We start from the raw sequence: 22,970 nt of genomic DNA, 5'->3' as shown, positions 1-22,970 counted from the left end.
ACTGTCCCTTACTTCTAAAATAACCTCTACAATTTCGTAACAACTACTAGTCAAACTAAATACCCTCGCCCATACGTTATCATTGTATGGGTTATCATTTGTATATGGGCTTAGCAATGGCAATTGATCTAGATCTGCATCGGTAAAAGTACCATGATAACTCACGGCCAAGTCTGGATCTCCAATAGTTAACTCGGGATCTGCAGCTTCAAGATTAAATTCTGTTATACCATCATTATCCGAATCACATCGTATTAAAGGTGCCGGATTGGTATTTACTGTAATTGGCGGTGCAAATTCTATAAAGACGGTCCCTTCGGCCGAACAGACTCCTCCTAAATTAGCTACTAGCTGATAGGTTCCCGTAGTAGAAACTGTTAACGTAGGGCCTGTTTCAGCTGGCACAAATGGAACGAAGGTTCCTGATCCCGGTGGATCTTCAAAAAACCATTCAAAAGTAGTTCCTCCTGGAGCATCCAGATCGGGAACTATCGTATAAGGCTGACCTTCACATCTTGCATTTCCATCTGGAACTGTAAGATCTACACCCAAATCTACACTACCAATATCAAAACTTCCTGCTTCAATAAAAACGGCTGTATCGAAAGCACTATCAAGAAAATCAGCTACTACTAATTTAATCGTATAGGTTTGCCCCGGAATTACATCTTGTTCTGCTGTAAGTACCACAGTTCTTCCTCCAAAGGCCGTATCTCCCATTCCACTACCTGCACTATCATAAAACTCTGGAAAAGCAAATTCTCCCAAGGAACCTGGAGCACAGGGTCCTTCATCATGTATGTTGGTAATTGCTGCTGGAATATTGGTTCCCGGTAAAAGGGCAATATTTTTTCCACCTAAATCCAATGACAAATCTGGTGTTGCCGGATTGGCATCATGATCATAATCGTTCACATTAGGGATTCCAGGTCCCGTTAAAATAAATGCGAAAACATCGGCGAATGTGCATGGGAATTGGGATCCTGTTTCATATTCCTCAGACGCCAACATATAATTGAATGTTAGCGTTGGTACTATCGGTACAAAATCGAAGACAATCTCCGTAGCATTGTTGGTATTCCCTCCAGAGATGAGATTCAACTGGGGATCTCCATTCCAAGGTGGGTTAGATCCAGCAGAAATAAAAGGCCCATTTGGGACTTGCTGTACATCGCCACTCATCATTATCACACCTTCCTCGAATGGAAAGTTTGAGGTTCCTCTGTTAAAAAAGCCGAAGCTATTGAATCCTTCCCCAGAATCTTGACTATTATTTGGGGTGGTAATATCGGTCGCCTGGGTACAACTACCCGAAATAAGGACGTCATTTACTAATTGCTCCACATTAAAGGTGGTATCGTCTACGGTGATTTGGGAAAAGACAATACCATTGAAGAGCAAAACTAGCGGGAGTAATAGTTTCTTCATAAATAGGTCATTAAGTTGCCAAATATATTGAATACATTGGTTTTCTTTCCTAATTTTGCAAAAATTATATACCCAATGCCTCAATTTAACATTTCCATCCAGCCCACTAACAACGAAAATATTGTTAAATTTATTGTAAATTCTTTCTTAACTCAAGCAAATAGTTACGAATTTGGCAATATTGAGGAGGCTGCTCCCAGTCCGATCGCCCAACAGCTGTTCCACCTACCCTTTGTAAAAACGGTTTATATTTCCCAGAATTTTATTGCTATTGAAAAATACAATATCGTAAGTTGGGATGAGGTTCAAGATGCCGTATCCGAGAGTATTTTAGAGTACTTAAACTCTGGACAACCTGTGGTGCACGAAGCGGAAACACCTAAAAAAATACCTGTTACCGTATACGCCGAAAGCACACCTAACCCTTCGGCTATGAAATTTGTGGCTAATAAGCCATTGGCAGATGGCGTGTTCGAATTCAAAAGTATTGATGATACCAAGGAAGCACCCATCGCACAAGCATTGTTTGGCTTTCCTTTTGTAAAAGAAGTGTTCATAAGCACCAACTACATTTCTGTATTGAAATACGATATCGCTGAATGGCAGGAGATTTCGAATGAAATTAGGGAGTTCATACGCTCCTATATCGAGAGCGGAAAACCCATATTTACCGATGCTATTCTAAATGGATCGAAAGAAACAACCACTTCTTCTTCGGAATCGTCTTCAGAATCGAAGGAAAGGGGTCCTATCACCGATATAGAGAAGGAAATCGTATCTATATTGGATGAGTATGTAAGACCTGCCGTGGCTAGTGATGGAGGCCATATTGCTTTCGATTCTTTCAATGAGGAAACCAAAACAGTACGTGTCATTTTGCAAGGTGCTTGCAGTGGTTGTCCATCGTCTACAGTAACCTTAAAAAATGGTATAGAAACCATGCTGCGCGAAATGCTTCAAGGTAAGGTTACCACGGTGGAGGCTGTTAACGGATAATAATAGTCATTGAGTACGTATTTTCGATAATAATGCGTAACTTACTTTTATTAACCTAAAACCAGATTGACATGGCAGTACTAAAAGTGATAGAAGTTTTGGCTAATTCTGATGAAAGTTGGGAAGATGCCACTAGAAAGGCTGTTAAGCAGGCCGCCAAAAGCATTAAAAATATACGTTCCGTATATGTAAATGAGCAAAACGCTGTAGTAAATGGCGATGATATTGTCGAATTCAGGGTAAATGTTAAAATCACCTTTGAGGTGAAATAACCCTCCTTCATTATTTTTATTTGATACGTTTTTGAGGGTTCAAAAACGTATTTTTGTTTTTTAAGACTTTTTTCAATGGTAAAATACATTGCTATTTCACTTATTCTAGTACTCACTTCTTGTCAATCCTCAAAAAAAGAACACTTGGAAGAACATGCATATACCAACGCCCTGGTCAATGAAACCAGCCCTTATTTGTTGCAACATGCCCATAATCCCGTAAACTGGATGCCCTGGAATGATGCTACCCTTGCAAAGGCTAAGGCTGAAAATAAGCTAATGATTGTAAGTGTAGGTTATGCTGCATGCCATTGGTGTCATGTTATGGAGAGGGAAAGTTTTGAAGATTCGACGGTTGCGGCCGTAATGAATAAAAGTTTTATCTCGGTAAAGGTTGACAGGGAAGAACGACCCGATGTAGATCAGGTTTATATAAACGCCGTTCAGTTAATGACAGGTAGCGCAGGATGGCCCCTCAACGTAATTACACTTCCTGACGGCCGACCGGTATGGGGTGGTACCTATTTTCCTAAAGAGGATTGGGTACAAGCGATCGATCAAATTCAAACCATTTATGCAGATGATCCCGATAAATTACTCGCCTATGCTTCCAGATTGGAGGAAGGCATAAAAAGTATGGATCTCATTACCCTGAATACAGATGACCTCGATTTCTCCGAATATGACACCCAAGCTATCCTTGATTCTTGGAGTGTTCGTTTCGATACCATTAACGGAGGATTTAGGGGAGCCCCAAAATTTATGACACCCAGCAATTGGCAATACCTACTGAGGCAGGCTTCCCAGCAGCGAGATGGCCAACTAATGAGACAAGTTGAGTTGTCGTTATACAAAATGGCCTATGGAGGCATATACGACCATATAGGTGGAGGGTTTGCACGATACAGTGTCGACGAAAGATGGCATGTCCCGCACTTTGAAAAAATGCTCTATGACAATGCCCAATTGGTTAGTCTATACAGTCAGGCTTATTCCATTACCAAAAACCCGTTGTACAAGGAAGTCGTAGAGGAAACCTTGGATTTTGTAGAAAGGGAAATGACACAGAAAGAAGGTGCTTTTTACTCTTCATTGGATGCCGACAGCGAAACTGAATCCGGAGAATTGGAAGAGGGTGCATTTTATTATTACACAGAAGCTGAGCTGCGAACGATTTTGGCGGAAGACTTCTCACTTTTCGCCTCGTATTATAATATTAATGATTTTGGCAAATGGGAAGAGGAAGGGGTTTTCGTATTAATTCGCAATCAAAATGATTCGGACTTTACGGCCCAGCACTCCATTACTTTGGACTTGTTAAAGCAAAAAAAGAAGGAATGGAAAATCAAACTTTTTGAATACAGAAGCAACAGAATTAGACCCAGGCTGGACGACAAAACCCTTACTTCTTGGAATGGACTTATGATAAAAGGATATGTGGACGCCTATAAAGCTTTTCAGCATCCCTCCTACCTCGAGGCCGCACTTAGGAGTGGTTCATTCATAACAGAAAAGCAATTGCAAAAAAATGGAGCTCTTTTTCACAGTTATAAGGATGGCAAAAGCACGATTAATGGGTACCTTGAGGACTACGCTGCCGTTATCGACGCCTTTCTTGCCCTGTACGAAGTTACCATGGATGACCAATGGCTTCACACCTCTAAAAAACTAGTCGATTATACTTTTGAAAAGTTTTTTGACGACGCAAGTGGCATGTTCTATTTCACCTCAAGCGATGACCCTGAAATAGTAACACGCAATTTTGAATATAGGGATAATGTGATACCAGCCTCCAATTCAATTATGGCCAAAAATTTATTCGTTCTCTCTCATCATTTTGACGAGAAGTCATATGCAGAAACTGCGCAACAAATGCTAAAGAACGTGGCACATGAAATGACAAAATACCCAAGTGGTTTTTCTAACTGGCTGGATTTAATGGCACACCACCAAACCAAGTATTTTGAAATTGTAGTAGTTGGGCCAGAAGCGGAAAACAGGTTGATGGAAATCAATAAAAACTATCTACCTAATGCACTAGTTGCCGGAAGCACAACACAGGGTGATCTTCCCTTATTGAAAGGACGTTATCTAAGCGATAGAACCCTAATATATGTTTGTGTGAACAATACCTGCAAACTACCTGTAACTAAAACGGAAGATGCACTAAAACTGTTAAAATAGTAAACTCATTTCGGGAAAAGACATTTTAACTTCTCAAGTTCTCATTTTTTACTCATTTTTAACACCTTAGTATTGCAGATTTTATATATTCGCAGCTGCCTATGCGAAGGGTACGCGTTCCGGTGATTTTTATAAGTTTTCCCCCGCGTTTATAAACCATAGGTTTTAAAAGTTCGTAATACAACTTTACAAACCTATTTTTATCATCCTAAAAAATAAATTTTATGAAAAAAGTTTTAGCTGTTTTTGCTTTCGCCGTCGTTCTTGTCCCGAATATTGCTTTAGGGCAAATGGCTTCAGAAGAAACATCTTCCACTCAGTATGTATCGAATACTCCAATTAAGGCGTATCCAGTAATGGAGCGTATTTCAGGTTCTCCCTATGAAGTAAAGGAATTTGCCTTAGGAAATATTCTTAAGGACGGAAAGGTATTAGCTAGCAATGTAGCTATCCGCTACAATGCATTGCGTGATGAAATTGAAATTAAAAGAAAAATAGATGACCATAATCGTACAGCAAGGGTTATGGTGAAGTCTCCAGATATTTATGCTAAAATCCTGAATAAGGTTTTTGTATATGTACCGAACAAAGAAGGGCTTACCACTTCTGGGTACTTTATGGTATTGCATGAAGGTGAAAAATATGACCTGTACAAGAAGATTACCAAAGAATATTTAGAGGGTTCTGAATCCATGTCCGGTCTTACGAGGGATATTCCTGCCATGTATAAGGAAAAAGAATTCCATTACCTAGCAGATAAAGAAAGTGGAAAGGTAAAAGCTTTTCCAAAATCCAGAAATGGGAAATTCAATTTGCTAAGCGATAAAAAGAAAGAGCTTAAAAAATATGCCAATGACAATAATTTAAATGTAAACAAGGAATACGCATTGGTAAAATTACTTAGGTACTACGAAACACTTTAACAGCACCTTATTTACAAACTAAGACCGCTATTTTTATAGAAATAGCGGTTTTTTTTTACCTTAGGGGTCTTATAAAAAAAACTGCAATGAGATTACTCTTTTCTTTTTCCCTATTCTTAATGGCCGCTCAAATGGTTTGTGCTCAAAATATAAGCACAGCCGAGGTAACTTCTAACTCCAATTATACCAGGATGAACTCTGTGTATGTGGTTGGCGCACATGACGAAGATCCTTCGGAACTAGCCGATGTTAAAGGCTCTCCGTATCTATATGACAATTATAGGATTGGTGCTATTTTACAGGGGGATGAGGTTGTGGCACCCAATGTAGCTTTGCGATACAACGTGCACAAAGATGTATTTACCGGAAAGGTAAATCTGAATGCGGATGACAAAAAAGTACATAACGTTATAAAATCTACGGACTACAACATTAGGATTGGATCCGAATTATTTACGCTTGGTAATGGCAATACCTACTATCAGGTTGTTCATTCGGGGGAGAAGAGCAAATTGCTTAAAAAATACTCCAAGTCATTTCACGAGCGTATCCAAGCAACCACTTCTTTAACTCGTGCAGTACCCGCTATGTACAAAGACAAATTGGCTTACTATTTTGTGAATGCCCAAGGGGTATATATTGAAGCTCCTACTTCGAAAAAGAAGTTTTTAAAACTTTTTGGAGAACAACAGGACATGATGAAAAAATTCATGAAAGAGAATAAAACGGATCTTTCGAAAGATGCCGACTTAAAGGAGTTATTCGAGTACTACGAGAGCTTATAGTAGTTACTTTGTAATCATAAAATCTTTTAAATAATAAGGCTCGAAATAAGCCACATCTTCAAAATCGTTTTCATTGTATTTATGTTGCGCCATTTTCGCCATTTCTGCGGCCGAAGGTAAAGCATTACCATTGAAGTGCGCATTTGTATGTTCACAAATTGCTTGGAACTTATCGACTCCGCTACCCAAAAAGGCAACTGTTCCCTTTTCTAGGTACTGTTGAAATGAAGCGCTATCGAGTATTTGGGCTTCGGTATCGCGAATCTGATTTCTTTCACTATCAAATACTGCACTGTATACTTCCATTCTACGTGCATCTAACATTGGAACATAGAATTGAGCATTCTGATCCGACTGCATCATAAGCGACTCCATGGTCGCAATAGAAAGAAGTGGAATATCTAGGGCAAAACACAAGCCTTTTGCAGCTGAAACACCTATACGAAGGCCGGTATAAGAACCGGGTCCTTTGCTCACCGCAACAGCATTTAGATTTTTATGCTCCAAATCACTTTCATTTAGGACTTGCTCAATAAAGACATGAAGTTTTTCGGCATGAGAAAAGCCCTTACTGTTATCTTCCCTTAAAGAAAGAACGCTTCCGTTTGCCGAAAGCGCCACACTGCAATTTGTTGTTGCAGTTTCTATACAAAGTATGTTCGCCATTAGTCTTCTGTTTCTTCCTTGGATTCATTGTCGCCCATCTCCTCCACCTTATCGCCTGGTTTCAATCTTTTGGTCACCACATTATAGGGGCCAGTGATTACCACTTGGTCCTGGGCAAGCCCTGAGATGATTTCAATATTATTATCATCCTGGATACCCGTTTCAACCACCATGAGTTTAGCTTTTCCATTATCGTTAATGAAGACACCCTCGAACTTCTCTTCATCATTGGAAGTTACGCTTTTCGGTTCTTGGGTTTTAGAGGAAATAGTATCTGAAGGTAATTTTACCACGATGGAACTAATTGGAACACCAATTACATTCTCCTTTGTTTCTGTAATTATATCGACGGTAGCCGTCATTCCAGGGCGAAACGGAGAATAGTATTCTGGTTTATCTTTGGCAAGGTCCTTATAGGATTCTGCCAGAATTCTAACCTTGACCTTAAAATTCGTTACTTGATCTGCACTGAGTGCCGTTTCCGCGGAATTGGCAATTTCTGTTACAAGCCCTTTAAATTCCCTTTTTAAATAGGCATCTACTTCCACAATTGTAGAATCGCCAATAGCCACCTTTACAATATCGTTCTCGTTCACATCTACCTCTACCTCCATATCGCTTAGATTAGCTACCCGTACGATTTCTGTTCCCGCCATTTGAGCGGTTCCTACCACACGTTCCCCTAACTCTACAGAGAGTTTAGAGATAGTGCCATCCATTGGAGCAAAAATACTGGTTCTCGAAAGGTTGTCCCTTGATTGTTTCACGTTAGCGGCAGAGCTCTGCACACTATAATAAGCCGACTGTCTATTGGCCTGAGCCATTTCATAATCCGTAACAGATTGATCCCATTCAGCTTTTGAAATCACCCCTTTTTCAAAAAGGGATTTATTTCTATTGAAATTTAGCTCAGCATTCTTTAAGCTTGCCTCAGATTGCGCCAATTGCGCCCTTACATTCTGCAAGGTAGCCTGGGCTTGTGAAAGGGCACTTTGAATAAGGTCTGGGTTTATTTTAACCAATAAATCCCCCTTTTTTACTTGCTGACCTTCCTTAACAGGTAATTCTATAATCTCCCCTGAAACTTCTGAAGAAAGAGCCACTTCTACTTCTGGTTGAATTTTTCCTGTAGCAGCTACAGTTTCCACTATGGTTAAAGGCTCTATTTTGGAGATTTCCACTTCCCTTACATCCCTTTTTTTGTTTTTTCCAGTATATATGAGAGCTACACAGGCAACAAGGCCCAAAACTATACCAAGGATTATAAGGTTTCTTCTTTTCATGATTAGAACTTTAGGTCCGTAGCGGAGATTCCAAAGTACAATTCTAACACTTTTAATTTAAAAATATAGTCATATTTCGATCTATTCAATTCAATTTGAGCATTGTCATATCTCAATTTGGACTGACTAAAATCGAAAGCATTCGTAAGGCCCACATCATATCGATCCTTTGCATATTGATATGCCAACTCCTGGGACTCCACCGCTTTCTGAGCGGCCTCAAAAGCTTTTAAAGACCCCCTGGCATCAACATACGCTTGATAAACCGTAGACTCAAGATCCAATTTGGCTTGTTCCAACAGGAACTCTTGACGTCTCACATTTACTTGATTTCTCTTCACGTTGTTGCGTGTAGAAAAACCATTAAAAATGGGCACGTTGAGTTGGAAACCATAGGAAATACCATCATTTAGATATAGCTGTTCGGTAAATGGCAAAGGATCTAATTCTCTTGCGCCAATAATGTTTGGCTCTAATCCAAAAACGGATTCGCCAGAACCACCCACTACACCAATTGGACTTTCAGAAATCACAAATGGGTTGTCCCCATCCAAGATTGTTTCAATACCGCTAGGCAAATCAGACTCACGGGTATTGTAATTGAAGAATGCACTTAGCGTTGGGTAATAAGCCGAACGCGCAATTTGCAAATCCTTTTGAGCAATATCAAAATTAGCTTGAGCAATTTTTACCTCACTTCGATTTTCTTCAGCAGAAGCGATAATTTCTGCTATTCCCTTAGCAGATATCCCTTCATCAATAATATCGTATCCCTCATCTTCAATATCGAAATTCTCATAATCCTTCACTAAAAGTAATTGCGCCAAACTAACAAGCGAAATCTCAACCGAGTTTTCTGCTACTGCAATACTTTGCTTTTCAGTCGCATCGGCAGCTTGTATTTCGAGCAAATCTCCTTTTGGCAACACCCCAGCATCCACTAACTCTTTCGTTCGGGTAATCTGCTCTTGAGTTACATTATTTTGGGCAATGGCAACATCGAGATTGGCTTTATTGGTAAGCACTTGCAAATACGCATTAGCAACCAAAAGGGAGATGTCATCTTCCATCTTAGACAATCCATACTCCGAAGCAAGTTGCGAAATTCTAGCTCTTTGCATGGTTCTAAGGTTACTTAACCCATTAAATACATTTACTCCGGCAGTTATACTATAAGATGAGTTTCTGGAGGTTTGATTTTCCAAAACACCTGTAGTAATATTCTGTGTAAGACCCGTATTCCATGAATTCGAGGCAGAACCATTAATAGAAGGAAGGTAATTCCCCAGTGCATCGCTCTTAGCTATTTCTGCCAACTCCACATCCAATTCGCTTTGCTTTATGGATATATTATTTTCTAGGGCATGCTGCACGCACTCCCTAAGCGTCCACTTTTTCGTTTGGGACTGTACCGTTACACTTAAGCACAGTACTAGTAATATCAATACAATATTCCTCATGATAACATCTAGTTGTTGGATTTGTCTTTTGATTGTTGAATGTGTTACATTCTGGTTAAGAAAACCTAAGTTGGTTCGCTTTCTAGTTGGCTTCTGCTTCTTCGTTCTTAATAGGCTCGGTTTTATTCCACACCTTGATCTCATCATCCTCCGTAATTCCGGAGACTATTTCTACATTAATACCATCTGAGAGACCTATTTCAACATCTTTTCTTTCATATTCTTGTTCGCCTGTCAATACTTCAACGAAGGGTTTTTGATCTGCTTTATCGAATTGCAGCAACGCTTCCTTTATTGCAAAAACACTATCCTTTTTTTGAAGCACGATGGAAGCATTGGCACTGTAGCCAGCACGAATAAAATAACTATCATCTAAATATACCTCACCTTCAATCTTAAACTGAACGGCTCCTTGTTCCTCATTCCCCTTTGGGGCCACAAATTTAAGCTTGGCATCGAACTCCTTGTCCTGAATAGCTCCCAAGCTTACCTTTAGCGGCATGTCAATTTCCAATTTCCCAACTTCGGCTTCATCCACCTTCCCCTCAAAAATCATTTTGTTAAGATCGGCAATGGTAGCAATCGAGGTACCAGCATTAAAGTTGTTACTCTCAATTACCTGATCCCCTTCTTTCACCGGAATTTCAAGAATAGTTCCAGCTACGGTCGCCCTAATATTCGTGTTGGCTGCAGATGAACCTCCAGCTGACCCCACTCGGATAATCCGATAATCACTTTGAGCATTCGCAAGCTCTTGCTTCGACTGATTGTAGGATAGCTCAAAATTCTGAAATTCGTTGAGGGAAATAACTCCTTTTTCAAAAAGTGCTTTATTCCTATTGTATATAATTTCTGAATTGTTCAAAGCAATCTGTGCATTTTGAACACGTCCCCTAGAGCTATTTAGACTTTGCTCATTGGGCACCACTTTTACCTTGGCAATTAAATCGCCTGCTTTAATGGCGTCTCCTTCTTCCACAAATATCTCTTCAATAATTCCAGAAATTTGAGGTTTAATTTCTACCTCATCCTCGGGAATAACCTTCCCCGTGGCCACCGTTTTTTCTTCGATTGAAGTGTAAAAGGCCTTTTCGGTAGTATACGTAATAGGGGATCTACTGTTTGTTTTTCCAAAGTAGATTATGGCAAAAAGCCCCCCGAGTATTACAAAAGCTATAAAAAAGTATTTTAAGAATTTTTTCATTCGTAAATGATTTTGATTGATCGGTTATAGTTATTATTCTTCTCTTAATGCGTCTATGGGTTTAATACTTACAGCCCTCTGAGCCGGTATTAATCCTATTAATGTGCCCAGCAGTATCATTATAAATAAGGCTCCTACAACATAGGGTATGGGAACTGTTGGGTTGGAATACGGAAAGCCATCTTTGTCCGCAAATAGGGCATTGATAGTTGCTAAAAGCATGGCTCCACAGATGATTCCTACGATACCAGCAATGATCGTCAAGAACACGGATTCAAGTATGATTTGCCCTCTAACTTCCCGAGGCGTCGCCCCTAAAGCCCTTCGGACACCCAATTCCTTGGTTCGCTCCTTTACCGAAATAAGCAAGATATTTCCAATGGCAATAACCCCTGCAATGATCGTAGCAATTCCAACGATGAGGGAAAGGAAATTCATTCCCTTGGAGAACCCCATGATTTTCCCAAATGCTTCCCCTAAATTAAAGGACCCAAATGCGCGCTCATCGTCCGGATGCACTTGATGTATTCTTTTCAATGACTGCTTAATGTTTGTTTCCAATCCAATAATATCGGCATCATCGTACGCCGCAATAGCAAACCACGCCACATTATCGGCCATATTGTAAATTTTTTGATAAGTAGTGAATGGAATAAAGATCGCGCTGTCATCTTCAAAGCCTCCACCATCTTCATATTTGTGTATCCCCACTACTTGGAAATAAATATTGTCTATCCTAATAAACTGTCCTATGGGGTCTTCGTCTTTCTCGAAAAGTTCTTTTTGAACACGTTCGCCAATAACACAGACCTTGCGTGCCTCTTCAATATCTTCATCATTCAAGAAACGACCACCATCATATATCTTCTTTCTTGCAATCTTGTCTATTACCGGAAAATCCCCAAAGGTAGAGTAGTTACCGGATTTCAACCCTCGTATTACTTGCGCTGGAGGATCCCCGAAAATACCCTTTACATTTCTTGGGGCAATGAATTGAATTTCAGGATTTTGATTCTCCAAGGATTCGGCATCTCCCAATTTAAGCTGAATGGATCTTCCAATCTTGAATCCGTCGTGTGGAATACTGGTTCTTTGGGCCCAAACAAACATACTATTGGTGGCGATATCGCGAAACTCCTTTTCAAAACCATTATCCAGTCCTTTTGCAGCTCCGGATAGTCCTATGTAAACAAAAATCCCCCATAGTACTCCAATTACGGTAATCACCGTTCTTAGTTTGTTCTTACTTATGGAACCGTAAATCTCTTGCCAAGTATCTCTATCGAAAATAAACTTCATATCATTCGTCTCTTAGTGCTACAATGGGTTTTATTTTAGCTGCCCTTCGAGCGGGTATATACCCCGCAAGCGCACCAAAAAATATAAGCAATAGTGTTGCCTTGACCACAGTTCCTGTTCCCACGTATGGGTTTTTAATAAAAAAGTCCTCAAGGCTTACTCCGACCAGATTTAAGATTCCGATTCCGATTATTAATCCAGCCACTCCAGCTACAGTCGTAATAAATACTGATTCTTGCAACACCATTCCTACAATACTCCTTGGAGAAGCCCCCATGGCTTTGCGTATACCCAATTCCTTAGTACGTTCCTTTACGACAAAAACCATGATATTGCTAATTCCAATAATTCCGGCCAATAAAGTTCCAATACCTACGAAGGCTACCACTGTTTGAAGTATACTGGCAAACTGAAGTGTCTGCTTTACCCCTTCTGCCGCATTTCGTACAAACATTCCGTTCTGATCATCTGGTGCAATAATGTGCTTGTTGCGCATGTATTTATTCAAGCTGGATTCGAAGGCTTTAGAACCTGCGTACCCGATACTGAGCTTGAAACCAACGATAAGTTGATCTATTTTGTCTGTATTCTTTTCAATAAGCTGTCTTGTGGTGTAAGGCATGTAAATGTAACGCTCTTCATTATCGCCGCCATCATCCTGGAACACCCCAACCACTTTATAAACTATACCGTCTATGTCCATATACTTTCCAAGCGCAGTTTCCCCATTCTTGAAAAGATCTTTTTCCACCAACCTACCTATTACTATGTTCTTGGACTTGGTAAGAATATCATTTTCATTGATATAGCGCCCCTGCATTATGATCGTTTTCTCACTTAATTGATGAGCAGGCGCTACAGCGCGGGTCGTGTACGTATTGGATTCCCCTTTATATTTTGCAGTACCCCCTCTGGAAATCCTAGGAGTGATATATTCAACATACATGGCAAAATCCTTTCGTATGTCGTCTATATCATCATTTCTGAACTCAATTCTTCTGTTGGTCGCAAATCCTTTATAGGGTTTTGAAGTACGTCCAGGGAAAAGCCAAATCGTATTGGTCGCATCATCTACGAAGAATTCCTGAAAGGTGTTTTTTAAACCATTTCCAAAACCAAAGAGAATCGTAAAAATAAGTATCCCTAAGGTCACAGTAAATCCGGACAGAAATGTACGAAGTCTGTTCTTACCAATGGATTGGAAAATCTCTTGCCAACGGTCGCTACTAAACATACTGCTCTGCTCTTACCTGTTCAATTTTTTTGTCTTCAACGATCACCCCATCCTTAAGATGGACGATACGTTTGCACATATGCGCTATATCTTCTTCGTGAGTCACAACCAGTATGGTGTTTCCCGAATCATTTATCTTCTGAATTAGATCCATCACCTCATAGGAAGTCGTTGTATCTAATGCACCCGTGGGTTCATCTGCCAACAACACTTTAGGTTCTGCCGCCATAGCCCTCGCAATGGCCACACGCTGTTTTTGTCCTCCAGAAAGTTCACTGGGCAAGTGGGTGGCCCATTCTTTTAGCCCGACCTGTTCAAGATATTTTATAGATTTCTCATGACGCTCCTTTCTCTTAACTCCTTGGTAATATAGGGGAAGCGCCACATTCTCAGCGGCTGTTTTGTAATTGATAAGGTTAAAGGATTGAAACACAAAGCCCAAAAACTTATTGCGGTACTTGGCCGCTTTGGTTTCATTGAGGTTTTTAATCTCAACATTATCAAGGGTATATTCACCGCTATCTGATTCATCTAGCATTCCCAAAATATTTAGGAGTGTGGATTTACCAGATCCGGAAGAACCCATAATAGCAACAAGCTCCCCTTCTTTAACACTGAAATTTATTCCTTTTAACACATGAAGGGAATTACTCCCCATTCTATATGATTTGTGTAAGTCTTTAATTTCTATCATAATGAATCTATTCCTTAACAAAGGTAAAGCGGTAAAACCGCCATTTTGTAAAAATCATGTTAAGACTTACTAGGATTGGTTAGTGAAAGCCTTTACCATAAGACTTTTTCCAGCCGATTTAGTTACAAAAATTATGTGAAGGAAATGTTAATTTTCTTCCTGATGGGCTTTTTTTCTCATTCTGTAGATCATATAACCTACCGCACCCACCAGCAGATAAGGGAATAGCATCAAATATGCAATACCATCGTTGATACCCTTAGCGGTATTTCCACCTTCTTCAGATTCCAGTACCGCCCTGCACATAGCACACTGCGCCTCAGCCGGAATTGAGACCAGTAGAATTAGTGCGAGAGCAAGTAATACAGTTCGTTTCATTTTAGTAATAAGGTGAAATCATTAAGTAAACAATTACCCCAGTAACTGCCACATAAAGCCAAATGGGAAAAGTGATTTTTGCAATTTTTCGGTGCATCTTGAAATTACCCGTTAGTGCCCTAACATAGGTTATTAACACAAATGGAATGACACCAATGGAAAGCAGTATATGACTAATAAGTACAACGTAATACACATATTTAATAGCCCCTTCTCCGCCAAAGGCCGTTGATTCTGAGGTCATATGATAGGCAACGTACATTCCTAAAAATAAGACGGAAAGCAAAATACAGAACTTCATTATGCGTTCGTGAGCAATTCGGTTACCTTTTTTAATTTGAATGACCGCCAATATCAATAGCACAGCTGTAAGTCCATTGATACTAGCATAAATCGGCGGTAAAAACATGAGGGGTTCAACATTCGGGATTTTTATTCCGAACAATGCTGCCACCACCAACGGAATAGCAATGGACAGTATCCATATCCAGGTATTGTATTTCTTGGTCGATTCCTGTTTCTCTTCCATATTACTTTAATAGTAGTTTTATATCTTCAATGAGCATTTGAATTCCTTCAGCCTCCAGCCCATCATAGTAAATAATAGGGTTATTATTTTTATCGTAACGGGACCTGATATTACCTTCCTTATCTATAAGTGCAAAATAACCGCTGTGCTCAAATCCCCCGATATCCTCAGAACCTTCGCCTACATACAAATTGAATCCTTCGTTGGCAAGCTTAAAAATGGCTTCCTTATCACCCGTAAGCAAGTGCCAATTGGGATTGGTAATACCATAGCTTTCGGCGTACTTACTTAACACCTCTGGTGTATCATAGGCCGGATCAATGCTAAAAGAAGCTATCCCCAAATTGGGGTTCCCATAAAATTCATTTTGAATTTTCACCATATTCTGATTCATAATCGGACATATGGACGGACAGGTAGTGAAGAAAAATTCGGCCACATATACTTTCCCCTTGTAGTCCTCGTTGGAAACGGCCTCCCCCCTTTGATTGATGAAACTAAAATCTGCTGCTTTTCCTATGGTCGCCATTTCTGGACCCCCAGAAGCACGATCTACGATTTTAGGCACGGCCCAAATCCCGAAGATTAGTATAATAAACGAAATTCCTACATATGAGTAATTCTTCATAAAGGTGTTACTTTAGATGCGTATCGCGAAATTCATCTTTACGATCGGCCTTGTATTTCTTTAAGGCCAATCTGTATTCTGCCAAAACCACTTTCACGTCGTCGCTCATTTTATTATTAATCTCGGCATAGTCACTCGCATTGAATCCGAACAGCACTCCATAATCCTCATCATCTTCCCTACCCCTAAGGTTCCTTTCCTTATCAATAATAAAGACCGTATTGGTATTCAATTCGGTGGTAAGGGCAGAATTTGTTTTTAATGAAGTGAACACTTTCTCAATAGCTGCTTCGGAGCCAATTGCAAAACGCCAATTCTTAGGATCTTCGATCTCCCTAAGTTTATCCAGGAGTTGAGTCGCTTCTTCCCTTTGGCTTTCAGTAATCAGGGTCACGAACTGAAACTCGGCAAACTGGTAGTTCTTCTTATAAATCTTGTGTGCCAAATTGAAAGCATTTGCTTTCTTTTCTTCCACATCTTCACCAAAGAACATTAATACAGTAATTCTATCCTTAAGCGCTAATGGCTGTCCATCCAAGCTCTGGAATTCGGAGAGTTCATGAACACCATAGGTTATGGTTGGTAATTTTACAAAGTTGTTCTTTCCTGTTGCGAAGAACAGGTATACCGAAATGGGTAGTAGAAACAGAATTCCAAGTACAATGAACTTTTTGGCCTTCACGTTTATTTTTTTGCAAAAATACGACCCAAAGCTAGGTTGGGCAATTTTATATGGCTTTTTTAACTAGATATGGGCACAAAAAAACCCTGTCTGTGACAGGGTTCATATCTCGACAATTTCTACAATTAGAAATTGAATTTTACATAATTCTGTTTGTATACCTCATAAATATAATCTCCTTCAATAAGCAAGATTAGGATAAGGTAACAAATAAGGAACACGGCTGTCCAAACAACCGATCTTCTCAATCCTTTGGTCTCATCACGCATGTGCATGAAGTCCCAAGTGATATAATAGGCTTTTACTAAAGTAAGGATAATGAATATCCAGTTAAGGAGTTTCATTGCCAAGAAACGGGTTCCTGTTAAGGATTCTGGCTTTACGATACCTAAATACACTTCGACAGCAGTTACAAAACAAAGAAATCCGAAAACCCCCCAAATTTTGCTAACGTTCGACTTAAATTTCCAAAGTCCTCTAAATATCTCTAATTTATGTTCGTGTCCCATTGTTAATTTATTCAATAATTAAACTAGATAGAAGAAGGTAAATACGAATACCCATACCAAATCTACAAAGTGCCAATACAGTCCTACTTTTTCTACCATTTCATAACTCTTTCTCTTTTCGTATGTTCCAATAATCACATTAAAGAAAATGATGATATTGATCAATACCCCAGAGAATACGTGGAATCCGTGGAATCCGGTAATGAAGAAAAAGAAATTTGCAAATAAAGGGTGACCGTATTCGTTTCGTTTTAGGTTCGCTCCTTCTACAACCAGCCTTCCGTCATTAACGAGCTTTGCCACCGATTCTTCCCTCGATAGTACCGTGGGATGACCGTTTTCATCTAAATACTGCGTACGCACCAACAAATTATCGTTTGCCAGGAAACCAGCCTTTACCTCTTCAAATGAATAGGTTGTCACAGTTTCGGTCTCACTATCATACCAAACCCCATTTTTCTTTTCGTGTATTGCCCTCTCTGTAGGAAGTTCCTGTGCAAAACTAGCTATAGCCACGCGCTCTCCATCCGTATCCAAAAACTGCAGGATTTTCCCTCCTTTTGTTTCTACGGCACCATAATCCCCTTTAATGAAGGTAGCCCATTCCCAAGCTTGGGAACCTACGAAAATTGCACCTCCAATAATGGTGAAGAACATATACCATATAACTTTGTTCTTCTGCATTCTGTGCCCAGCATCAACAGCAAGTACCATGGTTACAGAAGAAAAAATAAGCACCAGGGTCATAAAAGCTACGTAGTACATAGGTGCTGGAACTCCATGCAAAAACGGAACGTGAGTAAATACTTCATCCGCAATGGGCCATGCATCTATAAATTTAAATCTGGAAAATCCATACGCGGCAATAAAGCCCGAAAAGGTCAATGCATCCGATACGATGAAAAACCACATCATCATCTTGCCATAGCTGGCATTGAGTGGACGGTTTCCTCCGCCCCAGGTTTTTCCTTCCGTACCTGTTTTATCAACAGTAGCTTCCATATAATGAATTTGGTTTATTTAGTGTGCAAAAATAAGTATAATTTTTATCTAACGAAATAGAAAAATAAAAAGAGATAGACCCATAAAAAATCAACGAAATGCCAAAAAGTAGCAGCTAGTTCTATACCAAGGGTTTTCCCGTTCTTATACTTCTGTTTATAATGATTATAAATTACGACTAACAGCGCCAAAAGACCTGCTACCACATGGGCAATGTGCACAATGGCGATTACATAAATAAAGCTTCCTTTTATGTTACTGGTTTTACCCGTGAAATAAATTCCCATACTCTCAATCATCTGAGAAAACCCTTGCACCTGAAACCAAATAAACAGCAAGCCCAACAAAAAAGTGAGGATTAACAATCCCATTCCCTCTTTCGATTTATTGCGCTGCACCATTATTTTGGCAACATGCATAGTCACGCTACTGATCAGAATAACAAGTAAGCTCCAAAAAAAGGCCTGGGGCAATTCCAGGTCTTGCAACCAATCCTTTCTGTTTTTACTCACAATATAGGAACTGGTAAATCCGGCAAAGCTCATTCCCAAACTGACCATCCCAAACCAGAGCATCATTTTTTTAGCTCTTCTATGCTTTAATTCTTCTGTTCCCTTTGAATAGTCTTCCATTAACGAATGAATTTATCTGCAACATAAATAATCTGCAGCAATGTGATATAACTTACGCTTACCAACATAAGTTGGCGTGCCGCTTTATCTGTTTTTTGCTTGTACAGGCGAAAGGCATAATAGATTAACCATACCCCCAACCCCAGAACAATAACTCCTGAAACCGGTGTAATGTATAATCTTCCCGTTACTCCTGCTACTGGAATCAAAGAAGCCAATACGGTCCAGATACAATATAAGATGACTTGAACAGCTGTTCCCTTGTCCCTTTTGCCATTGGGCAGCATAAAGAACCCTCCCTTTTTATAATCCTCAAAAAGAAACCAACCAATAGCCCAAAAATGAGGGAATTGCCAAAAAAACTGAATCATGAACAATGTCCCCGGTTCAATTCCAAAATCATTGGTCGCTGCTACCCACCCCAACATAAATGGAATGGCACCCGGAAAGGCCCCAACGAACACCGAAAGTGGTGTCTTGGTCTTTAGGGGTGTATAAAGACTCACGTACATAAAAATGGAAATGGCCCCAAACATGGCTGTTTTCGGGTTGATATAATAAAGAATGGCAATTCCGGCAAGAGTCAAGAAACTGGCCAGGACAAAAGCGGTATTTACCTTCATGCGCCCCGCAGGAATAGGCCTGTTCTTAGTCCTTTCCATTAATGCGTCAAGGTCTTTCTCTATAATTTGATTGTACACATTGGATGCCCCCACCATACAATATCCCCCTAAACACAGTAGCAGAAGTACATTGAAGTCGATACCGTTCTCTACCCCTAACAAATAACCCGCCACTGAAGAGAACACCACACTTATGGAAAGTCTCATTTTAGTGATCTCAGTAAAATTCTTGATCGCTAAAGCTGGAAAGGATGTAGTTTGTGCTGTGGACAAAAGTGCCTGTTTTTGAAAACGCTGCAAAGATACGTCACAACCCCATTTTTCACAATATATATCTTATATTGTTATCCTTGTATTAAAGCTATTTTATTAAATTCGCCTACACACAAAAAGTAATACCTCATGCGATTAGCAATTTTATGTACACTGGCTTTCATTTGTTCTTTTACAATGACCGCCCAGAATGTTTCGAAGATTAAAGTAAATGACAGCATCTATATGCTTAAAGGGAAAGGCGGGAACATTGCCGTTAATTTTGGGGAAGATGGTGTCCTGGTCATAGACAGTCAATTTGCAGAGGCCAGTCCACAAATACTTGCCAGCATCAGACAATTAAGCGATAAGCCCATCAAATTTTTGGTAAACACGCACCATCATGGGGATCATGTAGGTGGAAACGAAAACTTCAGTAAAGAAGGTGCAATATTGTATGCGCATGACAACGTGTTAAAGCGCATACAGCAAAAGGAACGTGCCGCTGCCTCGGAAGCCGTTGAAACTGCTTATCAAGAAGGATTGAAAAAGGCCAATCGCGAATCCATGAATGAAGGGGAAGCTGGTGCAAGTGCTAAACGCTACGCCCAGAAAGTAGAGGAATCTTTCGATTTCAATTATATCTCCCCGATGATTACTTTTTCGGAAAATTCTACATTCTATTATAATGGAGAACAAATTATGCTCATTCACGTGCACAAGGCACATACCGATGGCGATACGATGGTTTACTTTTCAGAAAGCAATGTAATTCATACAGGAGACGCTTACATTAAGGGGAAGTACCCTTTTGTTGATGTAAAAAATGGAGGTACACTAGAAGGTTATATTGAGGGGCTGCAAAAAATTCTGCTTTTGGCCGATGAGGATACGGTAATCATCCCTGGACATGGAGGATTAGCCTCCATTGCCGATGTTAAGGAAACCCACAGTATGATGAAGTATCTAAAGGACAGGGTTGGCTATTACTATCTTACAGGCAAAACATTAGAGGAAGTCTTACCATTAGAAGATGTGGCTAAAGCTTTTGATGATAAAGGATTCGGTGGTGGTTTCATCTCTACCGAGAGCTTCATTACGATGATTTATGACGCCGCAAAGAAGAAATACAAAAACAAAAGAGGCAAGCCTCAGAAATAAGCCTGTTTCCTTCTTTTTTTAAAAATCATTGTACCAATTAAACAGATCGGTACGAATACCAAAATTCACCCAAGTTGTACTGTTATTGAATACGGCATCCGTATCTAACTCAGGACTAAAATCCCTAACAATTAAGCTTCCGTAGATTTTAAGATTGGTTGCTGGGTTGATAAGGTATCCAGCTTGTATTTCGGCATGAAAGAAATCTGTGGTATTACCCTGTGCCAATTCATTCCCATTATCCGATATGCGATTGTCTTCGGTACCGTATATACTTCCGCCATAAAAAGATTCGTCCTCAGTAGTATTGAATTCGAAACCACGCTTGGCCACTATTACCTTGGCATCTCCAAAAATGCGGCCATTCTGATACCTCGCAATTCCAATGAATTCTGAAAAATTAGCCCCGAGGGTATGCGCCATAGACTGATTGTTATGCCCATAATTAAGCACTACGGTGTTGTGCGAATAGGTATACGGGCGCACCCTATTGTATTCGGCCTGCATTAAGAGTCCCTTTAGGCCGAAAGCATCGTAGTACTTGCCCCCAACCTGATATCCGATTTTGTTTTTATAACTTCCATCACCTCCAAAAATATCCGAAGAAGAAAATTCATCGATGATTAATTGACTGTAAAAGTTGAATCTGTTTGTAAACTTATACTTTGCACTTAAACCAATAATAGCATTACCTCCTCGGGATCCAGTTGAAAATTCAATGGCACGGTAAAAGATAACCGGGTTCAAATAATTGAAATCGAAGCCACGATCGTTGTCATTTTCCCATATTACCGATTCGAATAGGCCGATATTTAATCGCTTGGTCACATTGTAGCTTAAGTAATGGTTGGCCATAAACTTCGTCCTGAAAGATCCATCGGCCGTAACTTCGCTTCTCACATCCCGCAATGACATCCAGGTATTGGTATACTTTAGTTTCCAAAAGGTAGTATTCAACTTAAAGAATGGATACGGACTGGCATTATCACTTAAGAATAAAGAGCGATAGCCATCGCCGATAAAATTCTTACCATGCCCTAATTGAAGGTTAAAGTGCTCACTTGGACTATAGGAAACGTGACCCGTGGCTATGGGATAATCATAGGAATCTGTCCTAAAGTTCTTAGCAATTCCCCTTCCTGGGATGATAGCTGGATTCCCTCCATCTGGTGCCCTTGCTTCTGCAAAGCGATTGAAGTAATCTGCAAAACGGCCCTGACTTTCATACACTACAGCGAAAAAATTGACCTTCTTGCCCAGACCTCCTTGTGCATACACCAATCTGGTATTGTTATACGTATCAATATCCGAATCGGTATCCTTCCCCGCCTGAAGGTCCACGCCTGGATCTAGCGTAAGCCAAAAATCCTTTCCTTTAAGCGTTACCATATGTTCATTCCACCATTTTCTTCCTAACCATGTATTACGGGTTTTGGAAATAGACGCGTTCGCCTCGGCAAAATTGTAGTAGGTATTCACATCGGCGTACAAATAGGGTTTCTGTGCGGTATGTGCATTATTCCCTATCTGGTTCATAGCGGGATCGAAAAGCCCATAATTATGATGCGATAATGGAATATTGATGAAACTGGTATATTCGTCATTTTCATAGGGAAGTTTCTCTATGGCATCGTACTCCGGATGTTCTTCGTTACCAATCACTTCCTTTGTATTTCGCATGGTAAACGAGGACGTTTCCTTCTTTTCCACTTCTTCTTCCAAAAGGGCCTCTAAAGGAACAAAAAAGGTAAAGGTATACTGTGTGTTCAACGATTTGCCATTGTATGTTCCAGGGTCCACCTTAGGAAAGTCTCCGAACACCCTTTTCAATTCCTCTTTTAGTTCGTCATACGCAGCATCGATATACAAAATATCAATGTTACCCTTATCCGTTACTTCAAAAAGGACACTCACCTCTCCTTTATAATTTTCTTGGGAAACAATGGCAGGCAAGTTGTAGTTATCCGATATAAGCTGTCTGATTCTATTATTAAAACACACCTTCAATTCTCCTGCAGGGACTTCTTCACATGCAGGAAACACAGGGTATTTTTCGAAAGGATCTTGAGCCAAAATGGCGCTGCAAAAGAAGAAAGAAAAAACGAGAAGGGTTGGAAATTTCTTCATCGACAAAGGGCGTTTAGTT

At 40.0% G+C, this 22,970-nt stretch carries 22 protein-coding genes and 1 pseudogene; 6 read left to right on the top strand and 17 right to left on the bottom strand.

The annotated features are described in order from the left end of the window. Positions 1-9: 9 nt before the first annotated feature. Positions 10-1,428 (bottom strand): annotated as a pseudogene (locus AC6JAD_RS09145) (choice-of-anchor L domain-containing protein); the annotation flags it as partial. A 75-nt stretch (positions 1,429-1,503) separates the two neighbouring features. Between AC6JAD_RS09145 and AC6JAD_RS09140 the strand changes: the two are divergent. From AC6JAD_RS09140 to AC6JAD_RS09120, 5 genes are all read left to right on the top strand, one after another. Next, positions 1,504-2,424 (top strand): NifU family protein, encoded by a 921-nt coding sequence (locus tag AC6JAD_RS09140; RefSeq protein ID WP_461305389.1) that lies wholly within the window; start codon positions 1,504-1,506, stop codon positions 2,422-2,424. Between the two features lie 71 nt (positions 2,425-2,495). Beyond that, the gene (locus AC6JAD_RS09135; RefSeq protein ID WP_461305390.1) at positions 2,496-2,696 is read left to right on the top strand and encodes a dodecin family protein; all 201 of its coding nucleotides are present in this window, start codon (positions 2,496-2,498) and stop codon (positions 2,694-2,696) included. Between the two features lie 75 nt (positions 2,697-2,771). Then, complete coding sequence (locus tag AC6JAD_RS09130) at positions 2,772-4,880, top strand: thioredoxin domain-containing protein (RefSeq protein ID WP_461305391.1); 2,109 nt, start codon at positions 2,772-2,774, stop codon at positions 4,878-4,880. 224 nt (positions 4,881-5,104) lie between these two features. Beyond that, positions 5,105-5,803, top strand: a complete 699-nt coding sequence (locus AC6JAD_RS09125; protein ID WP_461305392.1) for a hypothetical protein — start codon at positions 5,105-5,107, stop codon at positions 5,801-5,803. A gap of 86 nt (positions 5,804-5,889) precedes the next feature. Next, positions 5,890-6,588 carry a hypothetical protein gene (locus tag AC6JAD_RS09120; RefSeq protein WP_461305393.1) on the top strand — a complete coding sequence of 233 codons (699 nt, stop codon included), beginning with the start codon at positions 5,890-5,892 and terminating at the stop codon, positions 6,586-6,588. A 3-nt stretch (positions 6,589-6,591) separates the two neighbouring features. Here AC6JAD_RS09120 and tsaB read toward each other — a convergent pair whose 3' ends face one another. The 15 genes from tsaB to cyoE all read right to left on the bottom strand — a co-directional run bounded on the left by tsaB (position 6,592) and on the right by cyoE (position 19,684). Then, positions 6,592-7,254: a tRNA (adenosine(37)-N6)-threonylcarbamoyltransferase complex dimerization subunit type 1 TsaB gene (tsaB, locus tag AC6JAD_RS09115; RefSeq protein WP_461305394.1), complete on the bottom strand. Its 663-nt coding sequence runs from the start codon at positions 7,252-7,254 to the stop codon at positions 6,592-6,594. Next, positions 7,254-8,537: an efflux RND transporter periplasmic adaptor subunit gene (locus AC6JAD_RS09110; RefSeq protein WP_461305395.1), complete on the bottom strand. Its 1,284-nt coding sequence runs from the start codon at positions 8,535-8,537 to the stop codon at positions 7,254-7,256. The genes tsaB and AC6JAD_RS09110 overlap by 1 nt, the downstream gene beginning before the upstream one ends. A gap of 2 nt (positions 8,538-8,539) precedes the next feature. After that, positions 8,540-9,997 (bottom strand): TolC family protein, encoded by a 1,458-nt coding sequence (locus tag AC6JAD_RS09105; RefSeq protein WP_461305396.1) that lies wholly within the window; start codon positions 9,995-9,997, stop codon positions 8,540-8,542. 82 nt (positions 9,998-10,079) lie between these two features. Next, on the bottom strand, positions 10,080-11,201 hold the full coding sequence (locus AC6JAD_RS09100) for an efflux RND transporter periplasmic adaptor subunit (RefSeq protein ID WP_461305397.1): 1,122 nt from the start codon (positions 11,199-11,201) through the stop codon (positions 10,080-10,082). Positions 11,202-11,234: 33 nt separating this feature from the next. Then, complete coding sequence (locus AC6JAD_RS09095) at positions 11,235-12,500, bottom strand: ABC transporter permease (RefSeq protein WP_461305398.1); 1,266 nt, start codon at positions 12,498-12,500, stop codon at positions 11,235-11,237. Position 12,501: 1 nt separating this feature from the next. Further along, positions 12,502-13,734: an ABC transporter permease gene (locus AC6JAD_RS09090; RefSeq protein WP_461305399.1), complete on the bottom strand. Its 1,233-nt coding sequence runs from the start codon at positions 13,732-13,734 to the stop codon at positions 12,502-12,504. After that, a complete protein-coding gene (locus AC6JAD_RS09085) occupies positions 13,727-14,428 on the bottom strand; it encodes an ABC transporter ATP-binding protein (RefSeq protein ID WP_461305400.1) in 702 nt (233 codons plus the stop codon). The genes AC6JAD_RS09090 and AC6JAD_RS09085 overlap by 8 nt, the downstream gene beginning before the upstream one ends. 147 nt (positions 14,429-14,575) lie before the next feature. After that, positions 14,576-14,806 carry a hypothetical protein gene (locus tag AC6JAD_RS09080; RefSeq protein WP_461305401.1) on the bottom strand — a complete coding sequence of 77 codons (231 nt, stop codon included), beginning with the start codon at positions 14,804-14,806 and terminating at the stop codon, positions 14,576-14,578. Between the two features lies 1 nt (position 14,807). Then, positions 14,808-15,335 carry a DUF420 domain-containing protein gene (locus AC6JAD_RS09075; protein WP_461305402.1) on the bottom strand — a complete coding sequence of 176 codons (528 nt, stop codon included), beginning with the start codon at positions 15,333-15,335 and terminating at the stop codon, positions 14,808-14,810. A 1-nt stretch (position 15,336) separates the two neighbouring features. After that, positions 15,337-15,963: an SCO family protein gene (locus AC6JAD_RS09070; RefSeq protein ID WP_461305403.1), complete on the bottom strand. Its 627-nt coding sequence runs from the start codon at positions 15,961-15,963 to the stop codon at positions 15,337-15,339. Positions 15,964-15,970: 7 nt separating this feature from the next. Next, positions 15,971-16,645, bottom strand: coding sequence for a hypothetical protein (locus AC6JAD_RS09065; RefSeq protein ID WP_461305404.1), 675 nt, complete (start codon positions 16,643-16,645; stop codon positions 15,971-15,973). A 125-nt stretch (positions 16,646-16,770) separates the two neighbouring features. Continuing rightward, on the bottom strand, positions 16,771-17,154 hold the full coding sequence (locus AC6JAD_RS09060) for a cytochrome C oxidase subunit IV family protein (protein ID WP_461305405.1): 384 nt from the start codon (positions 17,152-17,154) through the stop codon (positions 16,771-16,773). Between the two features lie 18 nt (positions 17,155-17,172). Continuing rightward, positions 17,173-18,156, bottom strand: coding sequence for a cytochrome c oxidase subunit 3 (locus AC6JAD_RS09055; RefSeq protein WP_461305406.1), 984 nt, complete (start codon positions 18,154-18,156; stop codon positions 17,173-17,175). Between the two features lie 44 nt (positions 18,157-18,200). Continuing rightward, entirely contained in the window at positions 18,201-18,788 is a 588-nt protein-coding gene (locus AC6JAD_RS09050; protein ID WP_461305407.1) for a cytochrome c oxidase subunit 3, read from the bottom strand. Then, positions 18,788-19,684: a heme o synthase gene (gene cyoE, locus AC6JAD_RS09045; RefSeq protein WP_461305408.1), complete on the bottom strand. Its 897-nt coding sequence runs from the start codon at positions 19,682-19,684 to the stop codon at positions 18,788-18,790. Before cyoE ends, AC6JAD_RS09050 begins: the two co-directional genes overlap by 1 nt. 129 nt (positions 19,685-19,813) lie before the next feature. Between cyoE and AC6JAD_RS09040 the strand changes: the two genes are divergently transcribed. Then, positions 19,814-20,824 (top strand): MBL fold metallo-hydrolase, encoded by a 1,011-nt coding sequence (locus AC6JAD_RS09040; RefSeq protein WP_461305409.1) that lies wholly within the window; start codon positions 19,814-19,816, stop codon positions 20,822-20,824. Between the two features lie 18 nt (positions 20,825-20,842). Here AC6JAD_RS09040 and AC6JAD_RS09035 read toward each other — a convergent pair whose 3' ends face one another. Then, entirely contained in the window at positions 20,843-22,951 is a 2,109-nt protein-coding gene (locus AC6JAD_RS09035; RefSeq protein WP_461305410.1) for a gliding motility protein RemB, read from the bottom strand. Positions 22,952-22,970 lie beyond the last annotated feature (19 nt).

The organism is Aureisphaera sp. (genome assembly GCF_059726885.1).
This window is presented reverse-complemented; position numbering and strand designations above follow the sequence as displayed.

Coding starts and splice junctions, on each gene's coding strand:
- AC6JAD_RS09140 (WP_461305389.1), top strand. CDS start 1,504: ATGCCTCAATTTAACATTTCCATCCAGCCCACTAACAACGAAAATATT.
- AC6JAD_RS09135 (WP_461305390.1), top strand. CDS start 2,496: ATGGCAGTACTAAAAGTGATAGAAGTTTTGGCTAATTCTGATGAAAGT.
- AC6JAD_RS09130 (WP_461305391.1), top strand. CDS start 2,772: ATGGTAAAATACATTGCTATTTCACTTATTCTAGTACTCACTTCTTGT.
- AC6JAD_RS09125 (WP_461305392.1), top strand. CDS start 5,105: ATGAAAAAAGTTTTAGCTGTTTTTGCTTTCGCCGTCGTTCTTGTCCCG.
- AC6JAD_RS09120 (WP_461305393.1), top strand. CDS start 5,890: ATGAGATTACTCTTTTCTTTTTCCCTATTCTTAATGGCCGCTCAAATG.
- tsaB (WP_461305394.1), bottom strand. CDS start 7,254: ATGGCGAACATACTTTGTATAGAAACTGCAACAACAAATTGCAGTGTG.
- AC6JAD_RS09110 (WP_461305395.1), bottom strand. CDS start 8,537: ATGAAAAGAAGAAACCTTATAATCCTTGGTATAGTTTTGGGCCTTGTT.
- AC6JAD_RS09105 (WP_461305396.1), bottom strand. CDS start 9,997: ATGAGGAATATTGTATTGATATTACTAGTACTGTGCTTAAGTGTAACG.
- AC6JAD_RS09100 (WP_461305397.1), bottom strand. CDS start 11,201: ATGAAAAAATTCTTAAAATACTTTTTTATAGCTTTTGTAATACTCGGG.
- AC6JAD_RS09095 (WP_461305398.1), bottom strand. CDS start 12,500: ATGAAGTTTATTTTCGATAGAGATACTTGGCAAGAGATTTACGGTTCC.
- AC6JAD_RS09090 (WP_461305399.1), bottom strand. CDS start 13,734: ATGTTTAGTAGCGACCGTTGGCAAGAGATTTTCCAATCCATTGGTAAG.
- AC6JAD_RS09085 (WP_461305400.1), bottom strand. CDS start 14,428: ATGATAGAAATTAAAGACTTACACAAATCATATAGAATGGGGAGTAAT.
- AC6JAD_RS09080 (WP_461305401.1), bottom strand. CDS start 14,806: ATGAAACGAACTGTATTACTTGCTCTCGCACTAATTCTACTGGTCTCA.
- AC6JAD_RS09075 (WP_461305402.1), bottom strand. CDS start 15,335: ATGGAAGAGAAACAGGAATCGACCAAGAAATACAATACCTGGATATGG.
- AC6JAD_RS09070 (WP_461305403.1), bottom strand. CDS start 15,963: ATGAAGAATTACTCATATGTAGGAATTTCGTTTATTATACTAATCTTC.
- AC6JAD_RS09060 (WP_461305405.1), bottom strand. CDS start 17,154: ATGGGACACGAACATAAATTAGAGATATTTAGAGGACTTTGGAAATTT.
- AC6JAD_RS09055 (WP_461305406.1), bottom strand. CDS start 18,156: ATGGAAGCTACTGTTGATAAAACAGGTACGGAAGGAAAAACCTGGGGC.
- AC6JAD_RS09050 (WP_461305407.1), bottom strand. CDS start 18,788: ATGGAAGACTATTCAAAGGGAACAGAAGAATTAAAGCATAGAAGAGCT.
- AC6JAD_RS09040 (WP_461305409.1), top strand. CDS start 19,814: ATGCGATTAGCAATTTTATGTACACTGGCTTTCATTTGTTCTTTTACA.
- AC6JAD_RS09035 (WP_461305410.1), bottom strand. CDS start 22,951: ATGAAGAAATTTCCAACCCTTCTCGTTTTTTCTTTCTTCTTTTGCAGC.